At 63.1% G+C, this 26,863-nt stretch carries 17 protein-coding genes; 12 read left to right on the forward strand and 5 right to left on the reverse strand.

The window, feature by feature from the left end; genetic code table 11:
• Window positions 1-179: 179 nt before the first annotated feature.
• Entirely contained in the window at window positions 180-5,114 is a 4,935-nt protein-coding gene (locus tag LQ249_RS06625) for a dermonecrotic toxin domain-containing protein (RefSeq protein WP_232566278.1), read from the forward strand.
• Between the two features lie 36 nt (window positions 5,115-5,150).
• On the opposite strand, the gene LQ249_RS06630 is transcribed toward LQ249_RS06625, so the two are convergent.
• The gene (locus LQ249_RS06630; protein ID WP_232566279.1) at window positions 5,151-10,802 is read right to left on the reverse strand and encodes a dermonecrotic toxin domain-containing protein; all 5,652 of its coding nucleotides are present in this window, start codon (window positions 10,800-10,802) and stop codon (window positions 5,151-5,153) included.
• 207 nt (window positions 10,803-11,009) lie between these two features.
• On the opposite strand from LQ249_RS06630, the gene LQ249_RS06635 reads away from it, so the two are divergent.
• The 5 genes from LQ249_RS06635 (at window position 11,010) to LQ249_RS06655 (ending at window position 14,560) form a co-directional block, all read left to right on the forward strand.
• A complete protein-coding gene (locus LQ249_RS06635) occupies window positions 11,010-12,029 on the forward strand; it encodes an alpha/beta fold hydrolase (protein ID WP_079442944.1) in 1,020 nt (339 codons plus the stop codon).
• A gap of 55 nt (window positions 12,030-12,084) precedes the next feature.
• Window positions 12,085-12,738, forward strand: a complete 654-nt coding sequence (locus LQ249_RS06640) for a DsbA family oxidoreductase (protein ID WP_057004339.1) — start codon at window positions 12,085-12,087, stop codon at window positions 12,736-12,738.
• Between the two features lie 123 nt (window positions 12,739-12,861).
• A complete protein-coding gene (locus LQ249_RS06645; RefSeq protein ID WP_017844595.1) occupies window positions 12,862-13,782 on the forward strand; it encodes an arginase in 921 nt (306 codons plus the stop codon).
• On the forward strand, window positions 13,779-14,159 hold the full coding sequence (locus tag LQ249_RS06650) for a transporter (protein ID WP_017844596.1): 381 nt from the start codon (window positions 13,779-13,781) through the stop codon (window positions 14,157-14,159). Before LQ249_RS06645 ends, LQ249_RS06650 begins: the two co-directional genes overlap by 4 nt.
• Window positions 14,156-14,560 carry an EamA family transporter gene (locus LQ249_RS06655; protein ID WP_017844597.1) on the forward strand — a complete coding sequence of 135 codons (405 nt, stop codon included), beginning with the start codon at window positions 14,156-14,158 and terminating at the stop codon, window positions 14,558-14,560. Before LQ249_RS06650 ends, LQ249_RS06655 begins: the two co-directional genes overlap by 4 nt.
• Before the next feature lie 132 nt (window positions 14,561-14,692).
• On the opposite strand, the gene LQ249_RS06660 is transcribed toward LQ249_RS06655, so the two are convergent.
• Window positions 14,693-15,463 (reverse strand): MipA/OmpV family protein, encoded by a 771-nt coding sequence (locus LQ249_RS06660; RefSeq protein ID WP_232566280.1) that lies wholly within the window; start codon window positions 15,461-15,463, stop codon window positions 14,693-14,695.
• A 229-nt stretch (window positions 15,464-15,692) separates the two neighbouring features.
• Here LQ249_RS06660 and LQ249_RS06665 point away from each other — a divergent pair, with 229 nt between their 5' ends.
• The 6 genes from LQ249_RS06665 (at window position 15,693) to LQ249_RS06690 (ending at window position 23,060) form a co-directional block, all read left to right on the forward strand.
• Window positions 15,693-16,406, forward strand: a complete 714-nt coding sequence (locus LQ249_RS06665) for an MtnX-like HAD-IB family phosphatase (protein WP_232566281.1) — start codon at window positions 15,693-15,695, stop codon at window positions 16,404-16,406.
• On the forward strand, window positions 16,399-17,793 hold the full coding sequence (locus LQ249_RS06670) for an aspartate aminotransferase family protein (RefSeq protein ID WP_017844600.1): 1,395 nt from the start codon (window positions 16,399-16,401) through the stop codon (window positions 17,791-17,793). The genes LQ249_RS06665 and LQ249_RS06670 overlap by 8 nt, the downstream gene beginning before the upstream one ends.
• Window positions 17,790-18,701 (forward strand): alpha/beta hydrolase, encoded by a 912-nt coding sequence (locus LQ249_RS06675; protein ID WP_126587626.1) that lies wholly within the window; start codon window positions 17,790-17,792, stop codon window positions 18,699-18,701. The genes LQ249_RS06670 and LQ249_RS06675 overlap by 4 nt, the downstream gene beginning before the upstream one ends.
• 78 nt (window positions 18,702-18,779) lie before the next feature.
• A complete protein-coding gene (locus tag LQ249_RS06680; RefSeq protein ID WP_017844602.1) occupies window positions 18,780-19,904 on the forward strand; it encodes a GNAT family N-acetyltransferase in 1,125 nt (374 codons plus the stop codon).
• The gene (locus tag LQ249_RS06685) at window positions 19,904-21,673 is read left to right on the forward strand and encodes a sensor histidine kinase (protein WP_232566282.1); all 1,770 of its coding nucleotides are present in this window, start codon (window positions 19,904-19,906) and stop codon (window positions 21,671-21,673) included. Before LQ249_RS06680 ends, LQ249_RS06685 begins: the two co-directional genes overlap by 1 nt.
• Window positions 21,663-23,060 (forward strand): sigma-54-dependent transcriptional regulator, encoded by a 1,398-nt coding sequence (locus LQ249_RS06690; RefSeq protein WP_057004344.1) that lies wholly within the window; start codon window positions 21,663-21,665, stop codon window positions 23,058-23,060. The genes LQ249_RS06685 and LQ249_RS06690 overlap by 11 nt, the downstream gene beginning before the upstream one ends.
• Before the next feature lie 131 nt (window positions 23,061-23,191).
• Here LQ249_RS06690 and LQ249_RS06695 read toward each other — a convergent pair whose 3' ends face one another.
• The 3 genes from LQ249_RS06695 to LQ249_RS06705 are packed head-to-tail and all read right to left on the reverse strand — an operon-like array spanning window position 23,192 to window position 26,779.
• Window positions 23,192-23,521 (reverse strand): GlpM family protein, encoded by a 330-nt coding sequence (locus tag LQ249_RS06695; protein ID WP_162231505.1) that lies wholly within the window; start codon window positions 23,519-23,521, stop codon window positions 23,192-23,194.
• Window positions 23,522-23,540: 19 nt separating this feature from the next.
• Window positions 23,541-24,881, reverse strand: coding sequence for a sigma-54-dependent transcriptional regulator (locus tag LQ249_RS06700; protein ID WP_017844606.1), 1,341 nt, complete (start codon window positions 24,879-24,881; stop codon window positions 23,541-23,543).
• Window positions 24,878-26,779 carry a sensor histidine kinase gene (locus LQ249_RS06705; protein ID WP_057004345.1) on the reverse strand — a complete coding sequence of 634 codons (1,902 nt, stop codon included), beginning with the start codon at window positions 26,777-26,779 and terminating at the stop codon, window positions 24,878-24,880. Before LQ249_RS06705 ends, LQ249_RS06700 begins: the two co-directional genes overlap by 4 nt.
• Between the last annotated feature and the right edge of the window lie 84 nt (window positions 26,780-26,863).

Raw genomic sequence — 26,863 nt, forward strand, 5'->3', positions numbered from 1 at the left:
CATTGCGAAACGGCGCTGGCCCGGAGCCCCGGCGGGCCCCGCGTGTGTGGACATAGTCAATTACGCATTTCTTGTTTCACCGTAGGGATGAGTGGGTATTTTTGCCGCGACATTCGTCCCGAAGAGCGCTCCATGCGTCGTTGGGACGACACCGTATTGCCCCGCCAAGGATGTGCCCCATGACCGCTAGCGCCGCTGCAATGCCCTTCATCCCTCGTCTGTACCCCGCTGTACCACCGGCCAATCCAACCCCTTCGCCCCCTGCACCCGCGTCCACCTCCCTGAGCCGTGCCGGCGCCATCGCCGAGGTGCAACCCCGGCCCCGCGCCAGCCACCTCGCCGCCCACGCCGTCAGCAGCCAGTTCGCGACGCGGCCCGACGTGCGCTCGGTTGTCAGGGACATGCTCGGCGAGGCGATCAACAGCCTGTATCCCACGCTGGAATTCGACGTGGCGCGGACCTCGGTGGCAGAACCGATCGCGGAAAACCCGGTTCAATTCCGCTTGACCCCGCTGCTGGATGTCGCGCTCAACCACCTGGTCAGCGGGGCCGATATCGATTTCACCGACAAACATTCATGGCCGCAGAAACTGGTCAAACAACGAACCGGCACCACCCTCAGAGTCCCCGAGGCTTCAGGCAACCGGCGCGAAGACATCGACATGTCGGCCATCGAACTGGCGATCCGCAGCCTTCGGCCCAGCCTCAAAGACGCGTTTGCGCGAGCCTTGACCCGTTACTGGGGACAAAATGCTGTCGGGGCGGACAACCGCTGGTTGTGGCTCAGCGGCATGCTCAGCGACAACCTGCGCAGTGCGGCGCTGAAACAGCCCGGCCTTACCAATGCGCAACGCGCCACCCTTGATCAGGTGGTCACCTGGCCCGAGCGTGCGCAACGCGTGAGTGCCAACGGCGACGACGCGGCCCGGGTCTTCGTGCTCGACACCAGCGTCCGCCACGGTGGCGGTGCCTCCACCCAGCTCAGCCCGGATCTTTTGATCACCCGCCAGATCGGCGCCAGCACCCAGGTTCTGCATGCCGCGGCCAACGGCCAGATCACCCCTTACGACTCGCTGGAAGCCTTCGGCAAGGCCTGGGGCGAGACGCTGGAAAACGACTTCGTCTTCGACCACTTGACCTGGAAACGCCAGGAGCCGGACGCGAATATCTTCGATGCGCAAGCGGGCATCATTCTGAATAACCAGTTGCAGGCGATAGACAGCATCGAACTCCCGCCAGCCGGCAGCCTCCAGGTTCTGGAGCAGCGCTTCAGCGTGCTCAGTGATCCGAGCCCGTGGTTTGTCGGCGCCTATGCCGCAGATTCCACGGAGCTGGCACGGCTGCAGGAAAAACTGCCGCAGTGGATGCGCAACGCCGACCCGGCCGATCGCCTTGCCTACCATCGCCACGCCCTCGAACTGGCCAGCGATGTCCAACGCAACCAGGGGCGTAACTTTTTTTCGGACATCCCCGATATTCGCACCTATACCCAGCAACAGCTGCAAGCGCAGTTGCAGAACACCGGGCTGCTCGCGGACCACCTCGACGTCACCTTCAAAGTACCGGTCGGCACGTTGGGCAGCGGCTACATCGAGCGCGTCACGATGAGCCTGACCGACATGGCCTTGCGCAATCTGGCCGGGCTGCCCAAGGGCGAAATCGAAGTGCGCCACTTCGGTCAACCGATCAGCGACCCGGCAATGCCGCAGCGCTTGAAAGACATCGTCAGCCAGGTGGACATCGGCAAACACTATCCTGCGTTGCTGCAAACCCACCTGCTGGGTGACAGCGATGAGTCACGTCGGCGCAGCGCCTTGTTCGCCCAACAAGCCCCGCGCCAACTAGCGATGCAGGCGCTGGAACTCAAGCTCAAGGGCGAAGCGGGCATCACCGCGCACGGTTACCGGTATGTGGAGGCGCTGCTGACGCCCGGCGCTGGAGCGAAACAGGTCGACGGGCAAGACATCGTCATGCGGCCCCTGGCGTTTATCCGCAAGCCCGGCGCGACACCCGATGTAGTCCAGAACATGTTCGTCATCGAGCCAGCGAATGCGGCTGTCGGCCCGCACCTTCTCTACCGGCCGATGTTGTCCCCGGTATTGCAGGAATTTGCCACGCGTCAAGCGCTGCTGGAGGCGGTGCAACAGCCCGGCCCCTTGCAGCAAAGCGTGCTGGCCTGGTTGCCTGACGACAGGACGCGCGCGGTGTACGGCAACGGCGGCTTCAAGATTCCCAACATTGCCCGCTACAGCGTCTTCAACGAGTTCGACGCGCCCGCCCAACCGGCACCGACGACACTCGCCGTGGACGGCTATGACGCCGCCAGCACATTACGCCAGGACCTGGAGCAAGGGCGCCTGATGCAGCACCTGTACCAGAGCAATACTCACAGCCTGGTGAACCTGGCCCAGGGGCAATCGGTATCGGACGCGCAGAGCCGCTGGGCTTCCTTCAAGGAGCTGGGCGGGTTGTTGTTCAACACCCTGTTACCCGTGTTGCGTGGGCCTGGGGCGATGGCGGGGTGGTTGTTGCAGTTGGCCGGCAGCGAGGACGATATCCGCACACTGTCCAACCCCGCCGCCCAGGGCGACAGCACGGCCAGCGTGGTGGACCTGTTGCTCAATATGGGCATGGTCTTGACCCATTCCGCGCCCGCCGACGCCGCGCAGCCGCCGCTGACACTCGACGCTCTCAAAGCCATCGCGCCAAACGATGGCCCGCTGCGCCGCGCCCCGGGCCAGACGCCGGGCGCCCATCGAGCGAGCATCCGCCAAGGCAGTGTGGAGCCTTCTGCCGGCGCCATCGGCGGTCATGCGAGCATGCTGGATTTTGCGTTCTCCAGCCCGCGCCGCCTGAGCCCCGGCCAGCTCGCGCAGATCGAGTCATTCCGGGTAGCCGCGCCGGTCGATGTCGGTGCGGCGATTGCCGAGGGGCCAAAACAGGGCCTGTACCTGAGCCAGGGCGGGCTGTACGCCAACATCGACAAGCAGTGGTTCCGGGTGGCCAACGACCTCGACGGGGTGTTCATCATCGACGCGAACAACCGCGCGCGTACCGGCCCGCCGATCAGGCGTGACGCACAGGGGCGCTGGAGTTTCGACAGTCGCCCCCGGCTGCGCGGTGGCATGCCGCGCAAGAACGGCGTCGCCGAGCGGGTCAAACAAAACAGGCAGGCACAACAGGCGCGAGGGGAAGCGTTCAGTCAGGCCGTCGAGGCCGCACTTGTATTGGATGGACCGAGGGCAGACTCGCGTAATCAAGTGATTGCGAGCATTACCGACTACTACAACGGCCGTAAAAAACTGCGCACGCTGTGGGGGCTCTCTACCACCGGGGAGCATCAACAGCGCTTTATCGCACCTTACCTGGCGCAGTTGGAACTCACGAAGAACCTCAGGCAGACCATCGACCAGCAACTCGTGCAACTCAAGCAACGCACTGAGGTACACAGTGCGGCGGCTCAGACCGCCATTGACCATCTGGTGCCGAAAAAACTCGGCGCAGTGGATGATCTTTCCGAAGAAAAACAGGCGCGCTCCAATCTCTATGAGACGGTGCTCGACAACTACCGTGAAATCGAACAGTTCTACACCACGCTGGCCGAAGACAGCAATCAACACGTCCCCAGCGGACGCTCGATGGCGGAGGTGGTGAGCGAGGCAAGGACCGGCTCCAAAAGCACGTATATCGAGCTGATGGACAACTTCGCCAGGGTTTACCGCGACTTGGAAAGCGTGCGGGAAGCCGCCCTGGCCTCCGCCGCCGAGCTGGAGAAATGGACGGACGATTCGTCGTTCGGCAAAACCAAGGCCGCGCACTTCCTCAAGCAGCAAGAGCGACAGCCACCTGCGATTACGGCCCTGCGCATGAAGCTGACCAGCCTGACCAACCTCAAAGAACTGAGCCTCGATCGCTATGCGCGAACGAGCGACCCAGTGGAGTCGTTTTACCTGCAGCGCTTGAGTTCAACCAACCTGATCCCCGTCTACAACGCTCACCTGGACCTGCGGCAGTACACCGGTTACAGCTTGAGCGAACGCAAGGCGACGCTGGAAACCGTCATCGGCACCTACCAGCGCGTGCTCAGCGACAGCCTGGCGATACAGGACACGAATCCCGGCCTTCAGCGAGCCGAGTATCAGCAGCTGTTTGCCGAACGCCTGCGCGATGTGATCAACGATGCCCAAACCGACCTGGCCGAAGTGATGCGCGAGGAACAAGCGCTGGTGCCTGCCGCTGTCGTGCGTATCGATCAACGGCAAAAACCGGCGGGCCAGCGCACGTTCAAGACCCGCGACAAGGAAACCCTGATCGGCACCGCGCGCCCCCAGGCGGCAGGCTCCGGCGTGATCATCGATGTGCTGGACCCGCAATCCGGCCGGTCGGTCGCCAGTTACAGCGAACACGCGAGCGAGGGCGAGTGGGTGAAGATCGTTCCCGCGCAACCCGCACGGCCCGCGTCATCGCCAAAGTCGCTGTCAACGCTCAAGTCCGACGCCAGGAAACTGCTCGAAGAAAGCGCCGGCATTGAACGCACGATCGCGTTCCAGAAACGCAAACTCAACGACCCGCAACGCCGGGAGGGCATCAACCCGCTGGACTGGAACGACATGCTGCAAGCCCAGGCCGAGCGGCTTCAGGCGACCGCCTTGCTGGCCGAAACCCGTCACGGCAGCAATCCCGAAACCGAACAATGGGTCAAACAGTGGCGCACGGCGGCGGACGAACTGCTTGCCAAGGCCCGCCAACATTGCGCCGATGGCTACAAGCTCCTACCCCCCAAACCGGAAAACATCGACTACCTGTGGAAGCACGGGTTCGTCGACATCAACCTGGTCCAGCGAGACATCGCGACCAAAAGCGGCGATGTCTTCACCGAGTACGCCGTGCGTGAAAAAGGCAAGGTCGACGTCTTGTGGTATGCCCATTTCCACTACCCGGCCAAAGGTTCGCCGCGCAATCTCTACACGGCGGCGCACCTGAAGATCCCGTCGCAGCGCACCAAGACCCAGAAAGACCTGGTGGCCGAGGCGGGCAATAACCGCGTGGTGGAACAGATCGTCAGGGCGCGGATCGGCCCGCCGCTGGATGAAAAACTGTTTCTGACGCTGTGACCGAAGCGCTCCGCTGACAGCCGCAGGCCGGCGCGGTTATTGGGCAACCCATAGCGGCCGGATATGCGGCAATGCAGCGGACTGCCTGCCGATGTCCGAGAACGGCAGCGACGGGTCGTCGGCATGGGTCAAGTAACGATGCTCCGGCAGTTTCAGGTGGGCCTTTTCGAACTCGTCGAAGATCGCCGTGCGGCGGTTGTAATGAAAGTGCGCGTACCACAACGGGCGCGGCGGGGTGGCGGTCAGGTCCCAGACTTCATATTCCTGCATGAAGTCGCGATGCCCGTTGGCACGCCTCGCCAGTTCGCTCATCGACGCGGTTCGACGCACCTCGACCACGTGATGCCTGACCAGGTCATCGAGCATGCCGTCGGTGGGTTTGCGGCTGGCCAACGATTGTCGGGTGCGCAAGGCGCGGCCGGCGGCGGTCAGTTCGCTGGCGGTCGTGCGCAATGGCTGGAGGCTCGGCTCCTCGGGGTCAAGGCGCGCGATGCGGTTTGCGCGCAAGGTGAGTTCGGCGGCTTCGCTGACCAGCATGTGTTCAAGGTCCACCGGCAACATGCCCTGGCGGGCATAGGCCTCGACTTTGGCCTGGTACGCCGGTACGGCGCGCAGGCGGTTCTGGGCTTCGCTCACCATCACCGACTTCACGTTCGCCTCCGCCGGGAACTCCACGGGCGGCGCCGGTTGGCGCTGGGCCCGACCGTCCGGGCGTTGCTCCCAGGTCTCGGTGTGGCCGCTGAGGTTGTCGATGGTGTAGCGCGTGGTGTTGGTGCGAGGGTCGGTGCTTTTTATGCCGATCAGCAGCCGGTTGTCTTCGCTTTCAAACACCGTCCCTTGGGGGGCATCGGGCTGCGGGCGCCGCAGGCGAGGTGTTGTGCCGATACGGTGGCGGGCCAGTTGAATCATGCGCTCGAGGTTGTTCAGCAAGGCGTCCAGGTTATCCAGGTCAAAATGTTGCGGGTAGCCTGCGCTCAAGGTTTTAACGCTGAGGCTGAACCGCGCGTAGGCATCGATACATTCGTTGAGGATCCGCGTGCGCTGGCTGACGGTGGTGGGCGTTTTTGTCAGTGCGAAATGCGTGTTCAGGGCCAGGTGAGCGTCGAGATAGACGCGATTGACCTCACTTTGCAAATACAACCAGGAAGGATCGCTGACGTGATCGTAGCGGTTGAACGTATCGATGCTGTGGACGGTGCGCAGGTGCGTGCGAAACCCTTCATCGTAGAGCTCGTTCCAGCGCGCCGCGTCATCGCGAGCCTCGCCCACCAGCGTGCGCGTATTTTGCAGGTCCGCGTCGATCTGTTGCGCGGTCCTGCGCGTGCTTCTGCCTTGGAGGCGCAGATCGGCCTCCAGCGCTGCCAGGTTGATCTGGCTGCTCCATTCGTTCATGACCAGGAAGATGCGGTCGATCCGGTCGAGTTCCTGCACGATTTTCTGGCTGAGGCCTTTGCGGGTTTGCAGAAACTGCAGAATGGCGGCGGGGCGTGCTGGCGGCACCTGGATATCAGCGAATTGCCCGGTCAATTCCTGCAGCGCGGCCGCGGCGACTTTCAGGCGCTCTACGGCTCTGCTGGTGACAATCAAGGCAGCGCGGCTTTGCAAGCCTTGGAGGGCCAGGTGCTCTCTGTTGGGGGTGAAGGCGATCACGTCCTGAATGGCGTTGGCCTGCTGAATCGCCAGCTCGATGTCCTGGGTGTAGGCCTGATCAAGGGTTGGCTGCAATGTCTTGCGGGTGGCGAAGTCGCTTTGGTTGGACAGGTGTTGCAGGTTGCTGGTCGCGGCCAGTTGAGCGTCGAGCCGACTGCTCAGCGTATTGAGCGCATTGCTGAGCGCCAGTTGGCGGCGCAGGACATGATCGGTCCACCAGATCGGCAGCCGTTGTCGAATCGCCATCGGCCAGAGCGGCTCGAGGGTGTCCGCTAGGTGCCCGAGCACGCCGCCGCCGCCCGCCAGGCCCGCCGGTTGCGCGGTGCCGTAGACGCCGAAGTGGGTGTCCCATTGGCCGGCGTCATCCAGGGCAATCGGTTGTTTGTAGGTTTTCAGCGCGTTGCCGCTCAAGCGCCAATGGCCGTTCTGCAGTTCGACCTGATAGACGTTGCCCTGCCGCACGATGAAGTGGCCGTCGGCATGGCGGTAGATGTTGCGATAAATACCGTGGCTCGCCGGGGTCAGATGGGCCAGGGCGATCTCCTTGTCGTACTCATACCCGCTGAAGCGCTCGGCGATGCGGCGCGCCTTGCGGCTCATGGGCGGTTGCAGGTAGCGGCCGCCCTTGAAGGCATTGCGCAACTGGCGCCCAAGCGTGCGCGTGCGCGCTGCATTGGGCGTGATCAGCACCCCGCCGGCCACATCCACGCCGGCGTCGATCATTGATTGCAGGACCTGGGTGATGTCGTGCATGCCTTGGGCATGATCGCCGCGTCGAAATGCATCTACCGCGTCATTGGCGCTGACCCAGCCGTCGTAAAGGCCGATCACCGTACCCACCACGGGGACCACGCCGAGCGCCATCTTGATATAGCTGAAGGCCTGCACGCCTTTGATGGCATAGCGTTCCAGGTACAGGTCGCTGTTGGAACGGGAACTGGCGCGGTGGGCCTCCTTGACGCGGCCCATTTGCGCGTTGAGCAAATGGCCGGCCAGCGACGTGGTGACGGGCCAGGGGCGGCCGACGCCGATCAGCGCGTCGAAATGCCGGAGCACCGCTTGATTGATCCGGCTGACGTGGTTGGCCACGTTGCCCAGCAAGGCGCGGCCGGCCAGGTAATTGACCATCGTGCTGCTCAGGCACAGGCGGTACAGCGCCAGCCGCGCGGCTTCAAGGTTGGCGTAGCTGCGCAGGTAGTGGCCGTCCGGGCTCTCGGGCAGATAGAGCAGGGTGAGCCCGGAGTTTTTCTGACGGATGAAGGTGACGCCGGACAACGTGCTTGAGCCGTCCTGGGTGTCTGGCCCGCCGACACTGAGGTGGGCGGGGAGCAACTCAATGTCATTGCCATCGGCGCGCCAGGCTTCGGCCGTGCTGGCATTCACGGCGATGTTGAAGGTGTTCAGTTCGGTGGCCGTGATGTGCTTTTGCAGGAACGCCAGGCGCCCCTGGAGCGTAAGCATCAGGCGCTGAGGTTCGAGCAAGCATTCGAGGCGATAGTCACGGCTGAAGTCCGTTTCGCGATCCGAGCCTTGGTAAGCCTCGACGATCAGGTCTTCATACGCTTGGGCCAGGTCCAGTTCCGGCACCAGCTTGCGCAGGTAGTTGGCGCTGAGCCCGGCGGTGAGTGCCTGGCCTTCCGTGGCGTCCTGGCTGCTGACCTCGACCTTCATGAACGTCAAGCGCTCGGCGATCGGCGTATCGATGTTGCTCAGCGCCAGCTCATCCAGGCTCATTTTGACCCGGGTGGCGCTGGGGACCTGCACCGTCTTGGTCGGAGTGCCCGGCGCGCCAGGGGCTCCGACGAAATGCTGTTGATGCGTGACCGATTCGGGAACGTCGAGCTGAACGCTGAACGGTTGTTTGAGCGAGAAGTCCCGGGACAGCCTTGCGTGCAGGCGTTTTGTGCAAAAACTGCTGATCAGCGGCAGCTTCAGGTTCAATACTTCATCGGCGCGTTGCAACGCCACGATGTAGCGCTCCAGCAGGGCCTTGAGTTCGGCCCTGTCGGCCGCTGAAACCTGGCCGAGCCAGACCGGCAGTTGCGCCGCCAGTGCGCCGCTCTGCTGCTGCTCCAGAAGCTGCGCATAGGCCAGTTCGCGCGCGGTGTTGGTCGATACGCCCAGTTCCTGGATCGCTTGCACGCGCATGGGTTGCAGCTCCCGGGCTTGGCGCTCGGTGTCGTCCGGGGCGCGGCGAAGCATCGCTTCGATCTGGGCGACCCAGTCGTCGAGTTGCACGGTGAGGCTGTACTCGAACGGGGTCTGATTGAGCAGGGCCAGTTCCAGCGACGACGCGTCCGAGGGCGTTACGCCGAGCCACTGTTCAAGCGCCTGGCGCGAAGCGAAGTGCTGCAGCCCGCCCTGGCTGCCCGGCCAGTACAACAACAGGTCCTGAGGCGTTGACGCATCGAGCAGCGCCGCTTCCAGGGTGATCAGCAGCACGCCGTCCAGTTCTTTGCGCTGGGTGTTGATTGCGTCGTTGCTGCGCTCGCGGATCGACAGCGTCAAGGTCGCCACCGACACTTTGAGTTCGGGGTCTGGCGCGTTGAGCGGGTCAAGCGCGGCCAGGAGCATGGCGTACCCGGCCTGGCTGATCTGGTTGAGTTGGCGCTGCAGGCTGGCTTCGGCAAGCAGCCCGTTCAGCCGTGCCTGGAGCAAGCGGTGATAGTCGGGGTTGGCCTGTTGGGACAGCTCCAATAGCTGGTTCTGGGGTTGATTCCACAGCGCGCTGGCCGCTTCGTGGGCTTGCTGTTGCGCCTCGTGCAAGCGGTTGAGTTGGCTGCGCAACGTGGCCTGTTGCTCATCGCTCGGCGGCGGCAATATGGCAGGCGCTTGCACCGTATCGAAGAGCGGCTGTTGTTGCCGCGACAGCGCGTGGCGGCGCTGGGTCAGGGGCAGGTCGGCGGTCAGTCCGGCGAAGACTATGGGCGCGCTGTCGACGGGCGCGTCGTTCTCGGCGGGAGCGAGCGCGGATGCCGGCGGCAAGGCGAAAACCCCCTGGGTGCGCTGTTGCCGGTCAACCTGATCGGCTGCTTCCAGCGCTCTGTGTCCATGTTCGGCGAGGTCGCGGCCGTGGGGGTATTTCAAGCTGGCCTGCTTTTCTTTGAGGCGATGTTCCAACAGGTGCGTCACGCCGGCTTGCAAGGGCTCGTCGACCTCGCGGTAGTCGATCAGGTTGTCTCGCGTGATGGCCGTCACGCCAGGGAACAGCGTGGGGTGATCGAGCAACCACTGCTCCATGCCGACGCGGCTGTTGAACAGGTTCAGCGCCGGTTCTTCAGAGGGCAGGTACAACAGCTGGAGGACGACCTCGGCATCCAGGGTAATGACCAGCGCACCGGGTATCTCGGCATCGGCCAACCCGGTGCGTTTGAGCAGCAGTTGCTCGGCGTAGATCTTCTGACCGTCGAGCTGCAACGCGCCGCTTGGCGGGTCGAGGACGGTGAGCAACGGTTTCAATTGATCGGCCGTGATCGCCCCCGAGGCGCAGGCCAACTGCGCGGCGGCTTGGAGATGGCTGCTGTACTGCGCAACCGCGTGATCGCGACGCGAGACCGCAGTGCCAGGCGCGCGCGTGAACCACCAGTAGCGGACCCACGCGGTTCGCAGGGCCTGTTCCACGTTGAGCTGGGTAAAGGGTTTAACCAGCTCGAACGGCTGCGCTGCGTACTGGGTTTTGCCTTCCGGCAGGCCGATCACCCGGCAATGTTGGTAAAGCGCGGCGTAGGCGGGAAATTGATGAACGAAGGCACTGGCCTGGGTCAGTGTGATGGAGCGCGCCGGTCTTTCATCGGAGGCGGCAAAGTGCAACTGCACGCTGTCGCCGTCCAGGTCCAGTTGCTCGTTGATGAACGCGTTGAGCGAGGCGTGGACACTGGGCGCATCGGTGCTGAGCCGGAGCATCTGTTCGCGGCTGGCGTGCCAGCGGGCCGTGGCTTCCAGCAGCAGGCTTTCGTTCACGGGGCGAACCTGCGCGTGGGAAAACGGCGGAAAATCGCGCACGGCAAGGGGGGAGAGCGGGTTGGATGTATCGGTCATGTGACGGCACTCGAAAAATAGGGGCAGAACGGTGCTTTACCGGTCGGAGCCCTATTTAAAGGTGGAGAACGAGGCGCGCAGGGATAGATAGTTAGTGAGCCGACCGTTGAGCGACATTCATTAAACTGTCACGCAACTGTGGCAGCGCGCTTGAACAAACTTCATCAGACTCGCGCTCTACTGGGGTTCTGTGTTTCGGTGTTTTTCATGCGCGTGTTGCTGTTACTGGCCGCTCTACTGTTCGGCCTGCCGTCTTTTGCGGCGTCTCGATGTGATGTCAATGTCCCGACCCAAACGGTCGATCTGGCGCAGGTGAGCATCGCCTACCAGAGCATCGGCCGTGCGTCCGATCCGGCCTTGTTGCTGGTGATGGGCCTGGGCGGGCAACTGATCCACTGGCCTGACGAGGTTGTCGTCGCCCTGTGCCAGCAAGGTTTCCGGGTGATCCGCTACGACAATCGCGATGTCGGCCTGTCCACCTGGCGCCAGGCTCCGGCCAGCGCCAACCTGACGTTTGAAGTGTTGCGCTACAAACTCGGCCTGCCCGTGGCGGCGCCATACACGCTGACCGACATGGCCGATGACGCCCTGGGCTTGATGGATGCGTTGCAGGTCCGGCAATTCCATGTCCTCGGGGCGAGCATGGGCGGCATGATTGCCCAGCACCTGGCCGCGATGGCACCGCAGCGGGTGGAAAGCCTGACGCTGATCATGACCAGCTCCGGCGCCGAAGGCCTGCCGGCGCCGAATGCGGCGCTGGTGCAATTGTTGTCGCGGCGCAGCGCACCCAATCGCGCAGTGGCCCTGGAGCAACAGGCCGATTTGCTGGCCGCGCTGGGCAGCCCATATGTCAAGGATGACCGCCAGGTGTTGCTGCATCAGGCCGCGCTGTCCTACGACCGTGCGTTCAACCCCGAGGGCGTGAAACGCCAGATCATGGCGATCCTCGCCGAACCGAGCCGCGTGCCGTTGCTCAACCAATTGCGCGTGCCGACCCTGGTGGTGCATGGCACCGCCGACCCGTTGTTGCCGGTGATGCACGGCGTACACCTGGCCGCGCATATCCAGGGGAGCCAGTTGAAGCTGATTCCGGGCCTGGCCCATCGTTTCCAGGAAGCGTTCAAGGCGCCGTTGCTGGCGGCGGTGTTGCCGTACCTGCAAGCCCATCGCGAAGACGCCACCCATTGGGCGCAGATCGAGCCGCCGGTCTCGGCGAAGGTGTTGTGACATTGGTGTATCGTGCAGCTTTTGCGGCGCATTAATGCCAGCGAGGTTGCCTACCATGAGTACTGCCCTGAAAATCGATTTCGTCAGCGATGTGTCCTGCCCCTGGTGCGTCATCGGCCTGCGCGGCCTGACCGAAGCCCTCGACCAGCTCGGCAGCGAGGTGCAGGCCGAGATCCACTTCCAGCCGTTCGAACTGAACCCTGGCATGCCCGCCGAGGGCCAGAACATCGTCGAGCACATCACCGAGAAATACGGCTCCAGCGCCGAAGAGTCCCAGGCCACCCGTGCGCGCATCCGCGACATGGGCGCCGAGTTGGGCTTTGCGTTCCGCACCGATGGCCAGAGCCGCATCTACAACACCTTCGATGCCCATCGCCTGCTGCATTGGGCCGGGTTGGAAGGCTTGCAGTACAACCTCAAGGAAGCGCTGTTCAAAGCCTATTTCAGCGATGGCCAGGACCCGTCCGATCACGCGACGCTGGTGCGTATCGCCGAGAGCGTCGGCCTGGACCCGCAACGCGCCGCGGCGATTCTCGCCAGCGATGAATACGTCGCCGAGGTGCGCGAGCAGGAACAACTGTGGGTGTCCCGTGGCGTGACGTCGGTGCCGACCATCGTGTTCAACGGGCAGTACGCGGTCAGCGGTGGCCAGTCGGTCGAAACGTTTGTCGGGGCGATTCGCCAGATCATCCGCGAATCCCGATCCTGACGCTGGTCCCATGTGGGAGGGGCTCATTGTCCTCAAGAGAGTCCCTGGCCCGTCCCTTGCATTGACCCCCTAAAGCCCATCCGCAATCCGGTTGGGCGCTGCCATTGGGGGTGAAACATTACCTTGAATATTCTTGACCTCGACCACAGCCTTACGGGCCAGGCGCCGATTGCCCGGCGTTTGGCCAGTGGTCATGCCACCCGTCTCGACTTGCTGGACCTGGGCCCGAAACTGCGCCTGTGGTCCACCGAAAAAACCTGGAAGCGCTTCACCGAACGCCTGGCGGCACGGCCCCGGCCCACGGACGCGCGGCCGGAAATCCTGTTTGTCGGCTCCGGCGACTATCACCACCTGACGCCGGCATTTCTGGCCGACCTGAAAGAACCGATCAGCCTGATCCACTTCGACAACCACCCCGACTGGGTCCGCTTTGCGCCCAAGCGCCACTGCGGGTCGTGGGTCAACCGCGCGCTGAAGATGCCGGCGATCAAGCGCATCGTCACCCTCGGCCCGTGCAGCGATGACCTGCATAACCCGCAGCTGCGCGGCGGCAACCTCGGCGCCCTCACGCGCGGGCAATTGCAGCTGTTTCCATGGCAGCACCCGCCGTCGAAAGTCTGGGGGCGGGTCGGCGATGGCGCCGGCCACCAGCAGCAGGAAAACTACCTGTACTGGCGCAACCTGGCGGAGCTGGACTGGGCCGCATTCCTTGAGCAAATGATCAGCAGCCTGCCCACCGAAGCCATCTGGATCACCATCGACAAAGACGTGCTGGCCAGCGAAGACGCGGCCACCAACTGGGACCAGGGCGGCATGCGCCTGAGCCATCTGCTCCAGGCCCTGCGGGCCCTGGCGGCGCGCAAACGGATCATCGGCATCGATGTGTGCGGCGAGTTCGCCAAGCCCGTGTTCAGTAACGCCTTCAAGCGTTGGGAGGCCAAGTCCGACCAGCCGCCGGCCGAGCGCTGGAGCGCCGAGGACCTGCAGCGCAATGCCGCGACCAACGAAGCCCTGATCAACCTGTTTGAGGAGCTGTTCCCGTGACTTTGACCGTGGTGTTGCTGGTGGCCTTTTCCATCGTGCTCGATGTGGTCGGCCAGTTGTTTTTCAAGATGGGCCTGGACCGTTTGCCGGAGTTGGAGGGCGGCTTTCGCCTGAACGCGTTCTGGGGCCAGGTGTTCAATGCGCCGTTGTTGTGGGCGGGGCTCGGGGCCTACGCCATCGAGTTTTTCGTCTGGCTTGAAGCCTTGTCCCGCGCGCCGTTGAGCCTGTTGTTTCCGGCGGCGGCGCTGGCTTATTGCGGGGTGGTGCTGGCGGGCAAGCTGGTGCTGGGGGAAACCGTCAGCCGCCGGCGCTGGATGGGCACGCTGGTGATTACCTTCGGCGTGATGTTAGTCGCGATTGCAGGGGGTCAGGCATGAGTACGCAAAATATCGATCAGGGCTGGTTGCACGAACGCCTTGGCACCGTGGTGCTGTGGGCGTTGCTGATTTGCACCGAGAGCGCCGGGCAGCTGTTTACCAAGGTCGCCGGGGACCAACTGGGGCAGATGGATTTCAACTGGCAGTGGTTGTCCGAAGTGGCGCGCAACCCAGGGATTCTGGCGGCGATCGCCAGTTACATCGGCGCGTTTTTCGTGTGGATGCTGATCCTGCGGCGCAGCAGCCTGTCGCTGGCGTTTCCGCTGAGTTCGCTGGTGTTTGTGGTGGTGTTGCTCGGTTCGTGGCTGGGGCTGGGGGAACATATCAGCCTGCTGCACTGGGTGGGCGTTGGGGTGATTATCGTCGGGATCGGGTTGTTGGCCGAAGGCGAGGAAAACTGAAAGTATCGCGATGAAATACTGGCTCCATGTGGGAGGGGGCTTGCCCCCGATAGCGGTAGATCAGTCCCGTATGTATTGGCTGACCCTGCGCTATCGGGGGCAAGCCCCCTCCCACATTTTTATCGATGTGCATCAGTCGAACTTGTAGCTGATCGCCGTCTGCACCTGGCTCTGGTTCACTTCGCCGGCCTGCTTGACGATGCTGCTGTTCGCCGCCGAACCCACCAGGCGGACCCAGCTGGCACTGGTCAACAGCGACCATTTCGTCGCCAGGGGAAACTCGAAGCTCTGGGTGAACGTCACGTTCTGGAAGCCGCCGCTGGCGTTGTAGGGGCGGAAACCCGAGGCGGCGGCTTCGCTATCGCTCACGCCGAAAAACGTGTTGGTCTGGCGTCGGTCGGCAAAATGCGCCATCAGGTCGCTGCTGCCGATGATCCCACCGGCCAGCGGATAGCCCAGCTCGCCGCCGACCTTGCCGAGCACGCCGCCCTGACCCTGGGCGCCGCCCACGGCGCGACCCAGTTGGGCGTAGACGCGCCAGAAGTCGGCTGGCGCGTATTCCACGAACCCACCGACTTCGGCCATGCTCGACACTTCGCGCAACCCCGACAAGGCGCCGTTGGACGTGCGGCGCGACAGGTAGTTGATGTACGGGCCGGCGCTGAAACCGTTGGTTTTCAAGGCGCTCCAGGACAGGCCGTCATCGGTGCTCAGGCTGACGTCGCCCCAGTCCAGGTCGAGGTATGGAACGGCCGCGGTTTCATAGCGGGTGCCGGTGGGTTCCTTGGGCTGGTAGCTGATACCCGCGCCTGCTTCACCGGTGATGCCGTCGGCCTGCGCGGCTTGTGAAACGCTCCACAGCCCCAGAAATCCGGCGAATACAGCGGAGGTGATCCTGAACATGGTCACTGTTCCTTGATTGAATATGCGCGCATGAACGCGCAAAGCGCGGCCTTGGCGCAAGCACTCATCTTGTTTGTAGCAAGCTACAAAAATTGTAGCTCCTTCGACACAAAACCGTCTGACATCCGCGCAAACCCCCAGCGCCATTGGGTGCTGGCCAGTTGGCACAGTCCCTGCTCTACACCTTCTGCAAGCGCACAGAGCGCGCTCCTCCTCAAGGTAAACGCAGATGATCCACTGGCATATCGTGTGTGACTTCGACGGGACCATTACCCCCACCGATGTCATCGACAACGTCCTCCAACGCTTCGCCGGCCCCGAGTGGGAAACCATCGAGCAGGAATGGCTGGATGGGCATATCGGTTCCCGCGAATGCCTGAGCCGCCAACTCGCGCTGATCAAGGCCACCCCAAGTGAGCTGCTGGCGTATTTCGACAGCGTCGAGATCGACCCGGACTTCCCCGATTTCGTCGATCACGTCATCGGCCTGGGGGCCTCCATCGAAGTGGTCAGCGACGGCATCGAGCAAGGCATCGCGCGGATTCTGTCGCGCAACTACGTGAGCTTGCTGCCGATCCTCGCCAACCGCCTGCGCCAGGTCGACCAGAACAGCTGGCGCATCGACTTCCCGTATGCCAGCGATGCCTGCCGCGCCGCTTCCGGCAACTGCAAGTGCAAATCCACCCCGCGCAACAAGCGCGTGCTGGTGATCGGTGACGGCAAGTCCGACATGTGCGTGGCCTCCACCGCCGACTTCGTTTTCGCCAAGGGCAGCCTTGCCCGGTACTGCGAGGCCAACAACATTCCCCATGCGCGCTTCGACACCTTCGCCGAAGTGAGCGCATTGCTGGCCACGCTGCCACAGGGCATCGCCGCCAACGCCACGACCTTTGCCACTACTGACCTCTCTATTGAAAATCAGGAACTCTTCCACCATGTCTGATATCCGCATCGCGAGCGCCGAAGACCAGATTCTTCTGGATAAAGAAGCCAAATACTGCTCTTACGGCGACACCGTTCACTACATCGAGCCACCGCGCATTTTCAGCCGTTGCGAAGGCTCCTACGTGTGGGACACCGAAGATCAGGCCTACCTCGACCTGCAAATGTGGTACTCGGCGGTCAACTTCGGCTATGCCAACCCGCGCTTGAACAATGCGCTGAAACAGCAGATCGACACCCTGCCGCAAATCGCCAGCCAGTACCTGCACAAAGGCAAGATCGAGCTGTCGGAAATGATCGCGGTCGACGCCAAGAAGAAGTTCGGCCTCGACGGTCGCGTCCACTTCAACGTCGGCGGTTCGCAGTCCATCGAAGACTCCCTGAAAGTGGTGCGTAACGCTACCAACGGCAAGAGCCTGATGTTCGCCTTCGAAGGCGGCTACCACGGCCGCACCCTCGGCGCGTCGTCGATCACCTCCAGCTACCGCTACCGTCGTCGCTACGGCCACTTCGGCGAGCGTGCGCAGTTCATCCCGTTCCCGTACCACTTCCGCGGCCCTAAAGGCATGACCAAGGAAGAATACGGCAGCCACTGCGTGCAGCAATTCGCCCGCCTGTTCGAGACCGAATACAACGGCGTGTGGGACCCGAAAGTCGGCCAGAGTGAATACGCCGCGTTCTACGTCGAGCCGATCCAGGGCACCGGCGGCTACGTGATCCCGCCGATGAACTTCTACCGCGAGCTCAAGCAGGTGCTGGACCAGCACGGCATCCTGATGGTGTCCGACGAAATCCAGATGGGCTTCTACCGCACCGGCAAGTTGTGGTCGATCGAACACTTCGACGTACAACCGGACGTGATCGTGTTCGGCAAGGCGCTGACCAACGGCCTCAACCCGCTGGGCGGCATCTGGGCCCGTGAAGAGCTGATCAACCCGAAGATCTTCCCGCCAGGTTCGACCCACTCCACCTTCGCCTCCAACCCGTTGGGCACGGCGGTAGGCCTGGAAATGTTCAAGATGACCAACGAAGTCGACTACGGCGCGATGGTCATGGCCAAGGGCAAGTTCTTCCTGGAAGGCTTGCAGGACCTGCAGAAACGCTTCCCGATCATCGGCGACGTCGACGGCCTGGGCCTGGCCCTGCGCTGCGAAATCTGCGGCCCGGATGGTTTCACGCCGGACAAGGCGACCCTGGACTATATGGTCGAAGAAGGCATGAAAGGCGACATGGTGGTGGACGGACGCAAACTCGGCCTGATCCTCGACGTGGGCGGCTACTACAAGAACGTGATCACCCTGGCACCGTCCCTGGAAATCAGCTACCCGGAAATCGAACTGGGCCTGAAGCTGCTCGAGCAACTGCTGGTGCGAGCGACTAAACGGTGAGCAACGTCGGGATCGACCTCGGTGAGGGTGATGCCGGCTTCGTTCTCGGTGAAGGGCCGGTCGGCATCCTGTTGATCCACGGCCTGACAGGCACGCCGACGGAACTGCGCCAGGTCGCCAAGGGCCTGGCCAAGGTGGGTAATTGCACGGTGTACGTGCCCACCCTGGCCGGGCACTGCGGCGACAACAGCGACCTGCAGGCCACCGGCTGGCTGGACTGGTACGAAGGGGTGCGCCGAACCTTCGCCCAGGTCCGCCAGCGCCATGAACAGGTGTTTGTCGGCGGTCTGTCGATGGGCGCGGTGATGTCGATGTACCTGGCCTCGGAGCATCCGGGCCAGGTCGCCGGGCTGCTGATGTATTCGACCACCTTGAAGTACGACGGCTGGAGCATCAATAAGCTGGCGTTCCTTACGCCGTTGCTGATGAAAATTCCGTTCGGCGTGCATATCTGTCGCTTTGAAGAGAAGCCGCCCTACGGCATCAAGAACGAACGCCTACGGGCGATCGTCGAGCGGCAGATGAAGGAAGGGGAGAGCAGCGAGGCTGGCCTGCTGACCATGGAGGGCATCACGGTGCGCGAGTTGCACCGGATGAACGCGGTGGTCAAGAAGCGCATGCCTCAGGTCAAGGTGCCGGCCCTGGTGCTGCATTCGATCGAGGATGACATCACCAGCCGCTGGAACGCCGATTACGTGGAACGTCACCTCGGCGGGCCGGTGACCAAGATCCTGCTGGACAACTGCTACCACATGATCACCGTCGACCTGCAATACCGCCGGGTGATCGAGTTGAGTGCGGAGTTTGTCGAGCTGCACACCGCTTCCGTGGACGCCGGTGCGTTGTGGCGAGGGCGCTTGCCCGCGTCAGGCAGCGAAGCGAGCCTGGAACCTGCCACCTCGTTCTAGTTGTAAGGAGCGCGTGTCATTGAGGGGGCTGCTGCGCAGTCCAGCGGGAGTACGCTCCCTCGCTACAAAGGATTCGATGTGATAACCACCCAAGCCTTCCCGACCATCCGGGCCATCCGGCGCAGTGCCTGGAACGACTGTTTTCCCGGTGCGCTGGAGGACTGGGACTACTACGTTGCCGTGGAAAACGCCGCGATCGACGATTTTCAATGGCGCTACCTGGCGGTATTTGAAGACGGCGCGCTGGTGGCCGTGGCGGCCGCGTTCATCACCCATTACCGCCTCGATACCACGGTGTCGGGCGTCGGCAAGCGCTTGACCTCGCGGCTGGAGCGGCTGTGGCCGGGTGTTTTGCAAGTGGGGCTGTACGCCATCGGTTCGCCGGTGGCCGAGCGTTGTGACGCCGGGTTTGCCAGTGGCGTGCCTGAGGTTCGGCGCGCGCTGTTACTCAAGCACCTGCTGCTGGCGGCGCGCCAGGACGCCGATGAGTTCGGCATCGGCCTGGTGGCGGTCAAGGATGCCCCGACGCAGGACCCGCACTGGGCCGACAGTTGCCGCGCGGCTGGCTTTCAAAGCATGCCGAGCTTGCCCACGGGCTTATTGCCGCTGCCTTACGGCTCGGTGGACGCTTACCTGGGTTCGCTGGGCAAATCCACGCGCAAGGACTTGCGGCGCAAACTGCGCGCGCCAGGCCCAAGGGTGGAGTGGCGGCGCAACATCGACGATGTGCTGCCCGAGGTCATGCGCCTGTACGAAGCCACGCTGACCCGTGCCGAGCTGCAGTTCGAACGCTTGCCCGCGAGTTATTTCACCGGCGTGCTCGAACGCCTTGAACAACGCGCGGTCTGTGTTCTTTACTGGGTCGACGAGCACTTGGTGGCGTTCAACCTGATGCTGGTGGACGAGCATCGGCTGGTCGACAAGTTCTTCGGGCACGACGTGGAGTTTACCCGTGACTACAACCTCTACTTCCGTAGTTGGTTGACCAATGTCGACTACTGTATCCAACACAATATTGCGTTGTATGAGTGTGGCCAGGCCGGATATGCCAGTAAGCTGCGGCTGGGGTGCGAGTTCCAGGGCAACAGCCTGTTCTTCCGCCACCGTAACCGGCTGGTCAACGGCCTGCTCAGACTCGTGAAAATGTTTCTTCGACCGGATCGTTCCGACCCTGCCATGGCTGCTGCGATAAGCGAAACCTGATGATCACCAAGACCCGCCAGAAAGCCCGCCCCTTTGCCATTTCGCGCTGGAGCGTCCAGCGCAAGTTGGTGCTGGCGTTCTGGCTGGTCAGTGTGATTCCGACCATGATCGCGGCCGAGTTGGCCGCCACCACGCTGTCGCAGATTTTCGACAGCAACGTGCGGATCTGGCTGCAGGAATCGACCAAGATCGTCAAGGACGAGATCGGCGACATCCTGCATGACAACGCGCGCATGGCGAAATTGTTCCTGCGCTACGCCAGCCCGCCCTCCAACCGGCAGGCGGCCAAGCACGACAGGCTCGCCGCCGATATCGCCGAAGCCACGGACATCGACGTGGTGGCCCTGATTCGCAGCAGTGACCACCGGGTGGTGTTCAGCACCGCGCCCGATGACATCGTCAAGCAGATCAACCTGACCAGCAACGCCGCATTGCAGACCGTGCAAGTGGCGGGGGTGAATACCGGCATCGTGGTCTCGACTTTCGAGACCAGCCAGGACGGCGTTGACTACGTGCTGCTGGTGGCCACCTACCTGGACAGCAGTTTCCTCACCAGCGTAGCCGACGTGCATTCCCTCGACCTGCGCCTGTACCTGGCCAACCCCGGCGGTTTCTCGGAAATTTTCTCGACCCAGCGCTTCATGGATCACCCCTCGCGCATCCCGAAAGGCGTCGAAGCCGAGATGCGCAGCAGCAAGCAACCCAGCGAACAGTTCACCAACAAATACAGCGGTTTGTACTGGCCGATCTTCAACGATGCCGGCGAGCTGCAAGGCGTGATCTTCAGCGGCCTGCTGCGCCATACCAGCCTGGTCGGGCTGGTGAACCAGAGCAACCTGTTCGTGCTGATTTTCCTGCTCAGCTCGGCACTGTCCCTGGCGGCGGGGCTGCTGGTGTCGCGGCGCTTGACCCAACCGTTGCGCGATCTGTCCCAGGGCGTGAGCGCCGTGATCTCGGGCAATTATGCCCACCGTGTGGTGGTCAGCGGCGGCGATGAGCTGGCGCAATTGAGCAGCACCTTCAACCATATGACCGAACGGCTGGGGGAGTTGCATCACCTCGAAGCCCAACTGCGCCGGCGCGACCGCCTGCATGCCCTGGGTGAAGTCGCCATGGGCCTGGCCCACGAAATCCGTAACCCGCTGGGGATCATCAAGACTGCCACCCAACTGCTGCACCGTCGCGCCGACTTGCCGGAAGCCGACAAGCGCCACCTGGAATATGTGATCAGCGAAGTCAGCCGGATCAACGACCTGATCACCGAGTTTCTCGATTTCGCCAAACCCAACGCGCCGCTGCGCGTATTGCAACCGGCGCGCGCGCTGGTGGAGGAGATCCTCGGCTTCTGCAGCCCGGAACTGGCCAGCCACAAAATCGACGCCCACATCGACGACCAGGCGCCTGGCGCGACCATCTATGCCGACGCCAAGCAGCTCAAACAGGCCTGCCTCAACCTGATTCTCAACGCTATCGATGCAATGCCCGAAGGTGGCCGCCTGACCCTGGGCATTCGTTCGATGGGCGACAACACAGTCATCAGCGTCGCCGACACCGGCCAGGGTATCCCGGCGGATATGATCGAGCGCATCTTCACCCCGTTCGTCACCACCAAGGCCTCCGGCACCGGCCTGGGCCTGGCCAAAGTCTATTCGATCATGGAAAGTCACGACGGCAGCATCGAATGCATCAGCGAGAATGATGCCGGCGCTACGTTCAGCCTGTACATTCCGGCAATCGGCGAAGACGACGAGGACACTCATGACGCATAACATATTGGTGGTCGACGACGAGCCCAAGCTCTGTGACCTGTTGTCGTCGGCCCTCAGCCAGAATGGCGTCCAGGTGTTCACGGCGGGTAACGGCCTGCACGCGCTCAAAGTGCTGGAGCAGGAAGACATCGACCTGGTGATCAGCGACTGGCGCATGCCGGGCATGGACGGTCCGGCGCTGCTGGCCGAGATCAAGGCGCGCTATTCCCAGGTGCCGGTGATCGTGATGACCGCCTACAGCACGGTGAAAAACGCCGTACAGTCGATGCGCAACGGTGCGTATGACTACATTGCCAAGCCGTTCGATATCGACGAGCTGGACATCACCGTGGCCAAGGCCCTGCAGTTTCGCGACATCATGCGCGACAACGCCCGCATGCGCGCCGAGCTGGACGAGCAGGCGCAGTTCGACAGCCTGGTGGGCGACAGCCCGGCGTTTCGCAAGGTGTTGCAGGCAGTGGATTCGGTGCGCGACAGCAGCGCAACGATCCTGCTGACCGGCGAAAGCGGCACCGGCAAGGAAATGGTCGCCCGCGCCATCCACAAGCACGGCAGCCGGGCCGACAAGCCGTTCGTCGCGGTCAATTGCGCGGCGATTCCCGAAGGGCTGCTGGAAAGCGAAATGTTCGGCCATCGCAAGGGCGCCTTCACCGGTGCCGTGGCCGACCGGGTCGGGCGTTTTATGCAGGCCGACAAGGGCACGCTGTTTCTCGACGAAGTGGGCGACATGCCGCTGGCGCTGCAGGCCAAGATTCTGCGCGCCTTGCAGGAGCGGGTGATCGAGCCGGTGGGCGACCCCCGCGAGCGCAAGGTGGACGTGCGCGTGATCGCCGCCACCAACAAGAACCTGTTGGAGGCGGTGGCCAATAAGGAGTTTCGCGAGGACTTGTATTACCGCCTCAACGTGTTCCCGATCCCGCTGCCGCCCTTGCGCGAGCGCGTGGAAGACATCGCGCCCCTGGCTCGGCACTTCGCCCAGACCTTGAGCGTCACCGCGGGTAAACGCATCACCGGTTTCAGCCCCGAGGCCTTGCAGGCCATGACGGCGTATCACTGGCCGGGCAATATCCGCGAGCTGCAGAACTGCGTGGAACGCGCGACGATCGTGGCGTCATCGCCGGTGATTGAAGATATCGACTTGCCGGGTTATCTGTTCGCGTCCAAGCCCAGCGAGGGCGGCGTGACGGCGATCCTCAGCGACGGACCGGGCATTCCCCAGGACCTGGATGCGGCGCTGGCGGAGGTGGAAAAAGCCTACATCCAGGCGGCATTGCACGAGAGCAATGGCGTACAGGCGGCGGCAGCGGCGAAGATCGGGATTTCCGAGCGCAGCTTCTGGTATCGCCTGAAGAAGCTGGGGATTCAGATCGACAAAATAGTCCGCTGAGTTGCCTGGCACAGCACTGTTCTAAATGTGGGAGGGGGCTTGCCCCCGATAGCAGTGGGTCAGACAGCCTATGTGTATCTGATCCACCGCCATCGGGGGCAAGCCCCCTCCCACATTTGGATTGTGGTGTGTCAGGTCTGCAGGCGTACCCAGACGCTGACCAGAACAGTCGCTGCCATCAACCACGCTAGCGCTGCTACGGCTAAAGAGGCTTCCAGGCGCAGGCGATCGACCAGCACGTAGAGCGTCGCCAGGTACACAAAGTACGGAATGATCGACCACATCCCGAACAGGATGGTGGTCTTCAAATCGTCCACCGAACGGCCTTTGCCGACGATGTAATGGGCGATCAGCGCAAAGGTCGGGAACAGCGGCACCAACCCGGCGATGTAGTAATTCCGGGTCTTGGCCAACGCGGCCAGTATCAGCACCACCGCCGCGCCCAGGGCGGCCTTCAATATCAGATCCACGCGCGGTTCCTCAGTGGCTCAAACCGTATTTCTTGACCTTGTCGAACAGGGTGGTCTTGGCCATTCCCAGTTCCTGGCTGGCCTGGGTCAGGTTACCGCCGCTGCGTTGCAGCGCGTCGTTGAGCAGGTTGCGTTCGAAGGCTTCCACCGCTTCGGTGAAGGCCAGGCCCTGGCTGCCGCTGCTGGCGCCGCTTTTCTTGAAGGCGGGCAGGCCCAGGGCGAAGCGCTCGGCGACGTTGCGCAGTTCACGCACGTTGCCCGGCCAGTCGTGGCTCATCAGGTTGGACAGGGTCTGGTTGTCGAGGTCCGGCACGCTGCGGTCGAAGCGCAGGGATGATTGCTGCAGGAAGTGTTCGAACAGTTGCAGGATGTCTTCGCGGCGTTCGCGCAAAGGCGGCAGTTCCAGGGTCACGACGTTGAGGCGGTAGTACAGGTCGCTACGGAACTGGCTGGCGCGGCTCAATTCGTCGAGGTCGGATTTGGTGGCGGCGATCACTCGGCAATCCACCGCCACGCTCTGGTTCGAACCCAGGCGTTCGAGGGTGCGTTCCTGCAACACGCGCAGCAGCTTGATCTGCAGGTTGATCGGCATGCTTTCCACTTCATCGAGAAACAGCGTGCCTTCGTGGGCGTGCTCGATCTTGCCGATCCGACGTTTGCCGGCGCCGGTAAAGGCGTTGGCTTCGTGGCCGAAAATCTCGCTTTCGAACAGGTTCTCCGGCAGGCCGCCGCAGTTCAGCGCGACGAACGGGTGAGCGTGGCGTCGGCTGAAATCATGCAGGCACCGCGCGACCAGTTCCTTGCCGGTGCCGGTCTCGCCTTCGATCAGCACGTTGGCCGACGTATCCGCGACGTTGGCGATCAATTCGCGCAGGTTCTGCATCGCCGGCGAGCGGCCGATGATGCGTCCTTCCAGGGAGTCGCGCTCGGCCAACTGGCGGCGCAGCGCCCAGACTTCCCGCGCCAGCCCGCGCTGTTCCAGGGCGCGGCGCGCGACGTCGACCAGGCGTTCGGGAGAGAAGGGTTTTTCCATGAAGTCATAGGCGCCGTTGCGCATGGCGCCGACCGCCATGGAAATATCGCCGTGCCCGGTAATCAATACCACCGGCAGGCTTTTATCCAGGGCCTTGAGGCGGGTGAGCAGTTCCAGGCCGTCGATACCCGGCAGGCGGATATCGCTGATGACGATGCCAGCAAAGTTCTCGCCGATGCGCTTGAGCGCCTCTTCGGCACTGCCCACGCCGACGCTGGGGATGTCTTCCAGTGCCAGGGCTTGCTGGCAGCCGAGCAGCACGTGGGGGTCGTCTTCGACGATCAGGACGGTGAGGTCAGGGTTTTTTTCTACGTTCATGACGACTCGGCTGTTTGAGCGCCCACCAGCGGCAGGCTCAGGACAAAGGCAGTACCACCACCGACGGGATGCTCCACGGCGAGGTTGCCGCCGGTGGCCGCGGCCAGGCTGGCGGACAACGTAAGGCCAAGGCCCAGGCCTTGCTCGCCGGGTTTGGTGGTGAAGAACGGTTCGAACAGATGCTTGCGCGCCTCGGGGTCGATGCCATGGCCGTTATCGCGCACCTGCAGGCGGTATTTGCCGTCGGCTTCGTGGCCTTCCAGCCACAGTTCCGGCGCCGGTTGTGCTTGCATGGCATCGAGGGCGTTGCCGATCAGATTGACCAGGATCTGCTCCAGGCGCGTCTGGTCGATCTGCAATTGGGCCGGGGCAAAGTCGCGGTGCAGCGTCAGAGGCAGGCTGTCGAGGCGTGCGCCGAGCACTTGGAACGCGGCATCCACGGCCTTGCCCAGGCTGGCTTCGCCCTGGTCGTCACCGCGCCGTGCGAAGGAGCGCAGGCTGGCGGTGATGCGGCCCATGCGGTCGATCAATTCGTTGATGGTCTTGAGGTTGGCGCTGGCGGTATCCAGCGCGCCGCGTTCGAGGAAGCGCACGGTATTGCCGGACAACGTGCGCAACGCGGCGAGGGGCTGGTTCAATTCGTGGGCGATGCTGGTGGACATCTGGCCGATGGCCGCCAGCTTGCCCGCCTGCACCAGCTCATCCTGGGCGCGGCGCAGGGTTTCCTCGGCCTGGCGGCGTTCGCGAATCTGCCCCTTGAGGCGCTCGTTGCTCGCGCGCAGGTCGGCGGTGCGTTCGGCAATCCGGCGTTCCAGCTGGCTGTTGGCTTCCTGCAAGGCTTCCCGGGCGGCGAGGCGGGTGGCGATGACTTTGCGTCGTTCGTTCCAGGCAATCAGCAGGAGCGCCACCAGGCCAAAGGCGACGGCCACCAGGATGCCCTGGTTGATCGCCGCACGGCGCAGGTCGTTGAGCGGGGTGAGCAGGGTGAAATTCCACGGCGTGTCGCTCAGCGGCCGGGTCTGGGCCAGGTAGCTGACTTCGTGTTCGTCGGCCACCACTTCGCTGTTGGCCGGAAAGGTCAGTTTTTCTGTGCCTTCGTTGAGGCGCTCGCGGGCCAGAGGCTCCAGCTCGTTCAGCGTCGCCCAGTAATATTGCAGGCTGTGCGCCAGGCGGTCCTTGGTCTCATCGCTCAGGGGGCGCACGGCCTTGAGGCGGCGGGCCGGGTCGCTGGAAAGGATGATGATACCGTTCTCGTCGCTGACAAACGCTTCGAGACGCGCGCGTTTCCAGCGTTCCTCCAGGGCTTCGAGGCGGACCTTGACCACGGCGACGCCGATGATCTTGCCGTGCTCTTCCAGGCCGTGGGCCAGGTAGTAGCCGGGTTCGCCATTGGTGCTGCCGATGCCATAGAAACGCCCGGGCTGGCCGCGCACGGCGTTCTGGAAATAGGCGCGGAAGGACAGGTCTTCACCCTGGTAGCTGTCGGCATCGCGCCAGTTGCTGGTGGCCAGTACGCGGCCGGTGGTGTCCATCACATAGATGGCCCGACTGCGGCTGCGCCGGTTCAGGCCTTCGAGGTAGTCGTTGACGGTCTTGCGGGTGTCCTGGTTCGGCTCGGCCAGCAGCGTGGACACGCTGGATTCCAGTTCCAGGAGGCTGGGCAGGTACGTGTATTTGCTCAGTTCGCTTTCGACGGTGCGGGCATGCAGCTCCAGCTGGCGTTCGCCGGTATCGCTGAGGGTGCGGATGCCATAGTACTCACTGATCCAGAAGCCGATGTAACCCAGGCCGATCATCAGGGCGATGATCAACGGCGGCAGGAACAGTTGGCGGATCAGACGAGGCTTCACGGCAAGTGATGGCGGCGCGGCGCGATAGAGGTTGGGGTCGCATTTCATCACAGATGCCTTGGGTCAGCTACCGCTCACCCCTTCCTGTAGGAGCGAGCTTGCTCGCGAAAAAACCAAGGGCACCGCGTTCAT

Origin of the sequence: Pseudomonas sp. 7-41, assembly GCF_021233075.1 — a bacterium.
In the GTDB taxonomy this organism is placed as follows: domain Bacteria; phylum Pseudomonadota; class Gammaproteobacteria; order Pseudomonadales; family Pseudomonadaceae; genus Aquipseudomonas; species Aquipseudomonas veronii.

What these genes read in the sequence shown, in the direction of transcription:
- LQ249_RS06640 (WP_057004339.1), top strand. Translation starts at nt 12,085, where the DNA reads ATGAGTACTGCCCTGAAAATCGATTTCGTCAGCGATGTGTCCTGCCCC.
- LQ249_RS06685 (WP_232566282.1), top strand. Translation starts at nt 19,904, where the DNA reads ATGATCACCAAGACCCGCCAGAAAGCCCGCCCCTTTGCCATTTCGCGC.
- LQ249_RS06660 (WP_232566280.1), bottom strand. Translation starts at nt 15,463, where the DNA reads ATGTTCAGGATCACCTCCGCTGTATTCGCCGGATTTCTGGGGCTGTGG.
- LQ249_RS06690 (WP_057004344.1), top strand. Translation starts at nt 21,663, where the DNA reads ATGACGCATAACATATTGGTGGTCGACGACGAGCCCAAGCTCTGTGAC.
- LQ249_RS06635 (WP_079442944.1), top strand. Translation starts at nt 11,010, where the DNA reads ATGCGCGTGTTGCTGTTACTGGCCGCTCTACTGTTCGGCCTGCCGTCT.
- LQ249_RS06625 (WP_232566278.1), top strand. Translation starts at nt 180, where the DNA reads ATGACCGCTAGCGCCGCTGCAATGCCCTTCATCCCTCGTCTGTACCCC.
- LQ249_RS06630 (WP_232566279.1), bottom strand. Translation starts at nt 10,802, where the DNA reads ATGACCGATACATCCAACCCGCTCTCCCCCCTTGCCGTGCGCGATTTT.
- LQ249_RS06700 (WP_017844606.1), bottom strand. Translation starts at nt 24,881, where the DNA reads ATGAACGTAGAAAAAAACCCTGACCTCACCGTCCTGATCGTCGAAGAC.
- LQ249_RS06655 (WP_017844597.1), top strand. Translation starts at nt 14,156, where the DNA reads ATGAGTACGCAAAATATCGATCAGGGCTGGTTGCACGAACGCCTTGGC.
- LQ249_RS06705 (WP_057004345.1), bottom strand. Translation starts at nt 26,779, where the DNA reads ATGAAATGCGACCCCAACCTCTATCGCGCCGCGCCGCCATCACTTGCC.
- LQ249_RS06670 (WP_017844600.1), top strand. Translation starts at nt 16,399, where the DNA reads ATGTCTGATATCCGCATCGCGAGCGCCGAAGACCAGATTCTTCTGGAT.
- LQ249_RS06665 (WP_232566281.1), top strand. Translation starts at nt 15,693, where the DNA reads ATGATCCACTGGCATATCGTGTGTGACTTCGACGGGACCATTACCCCC.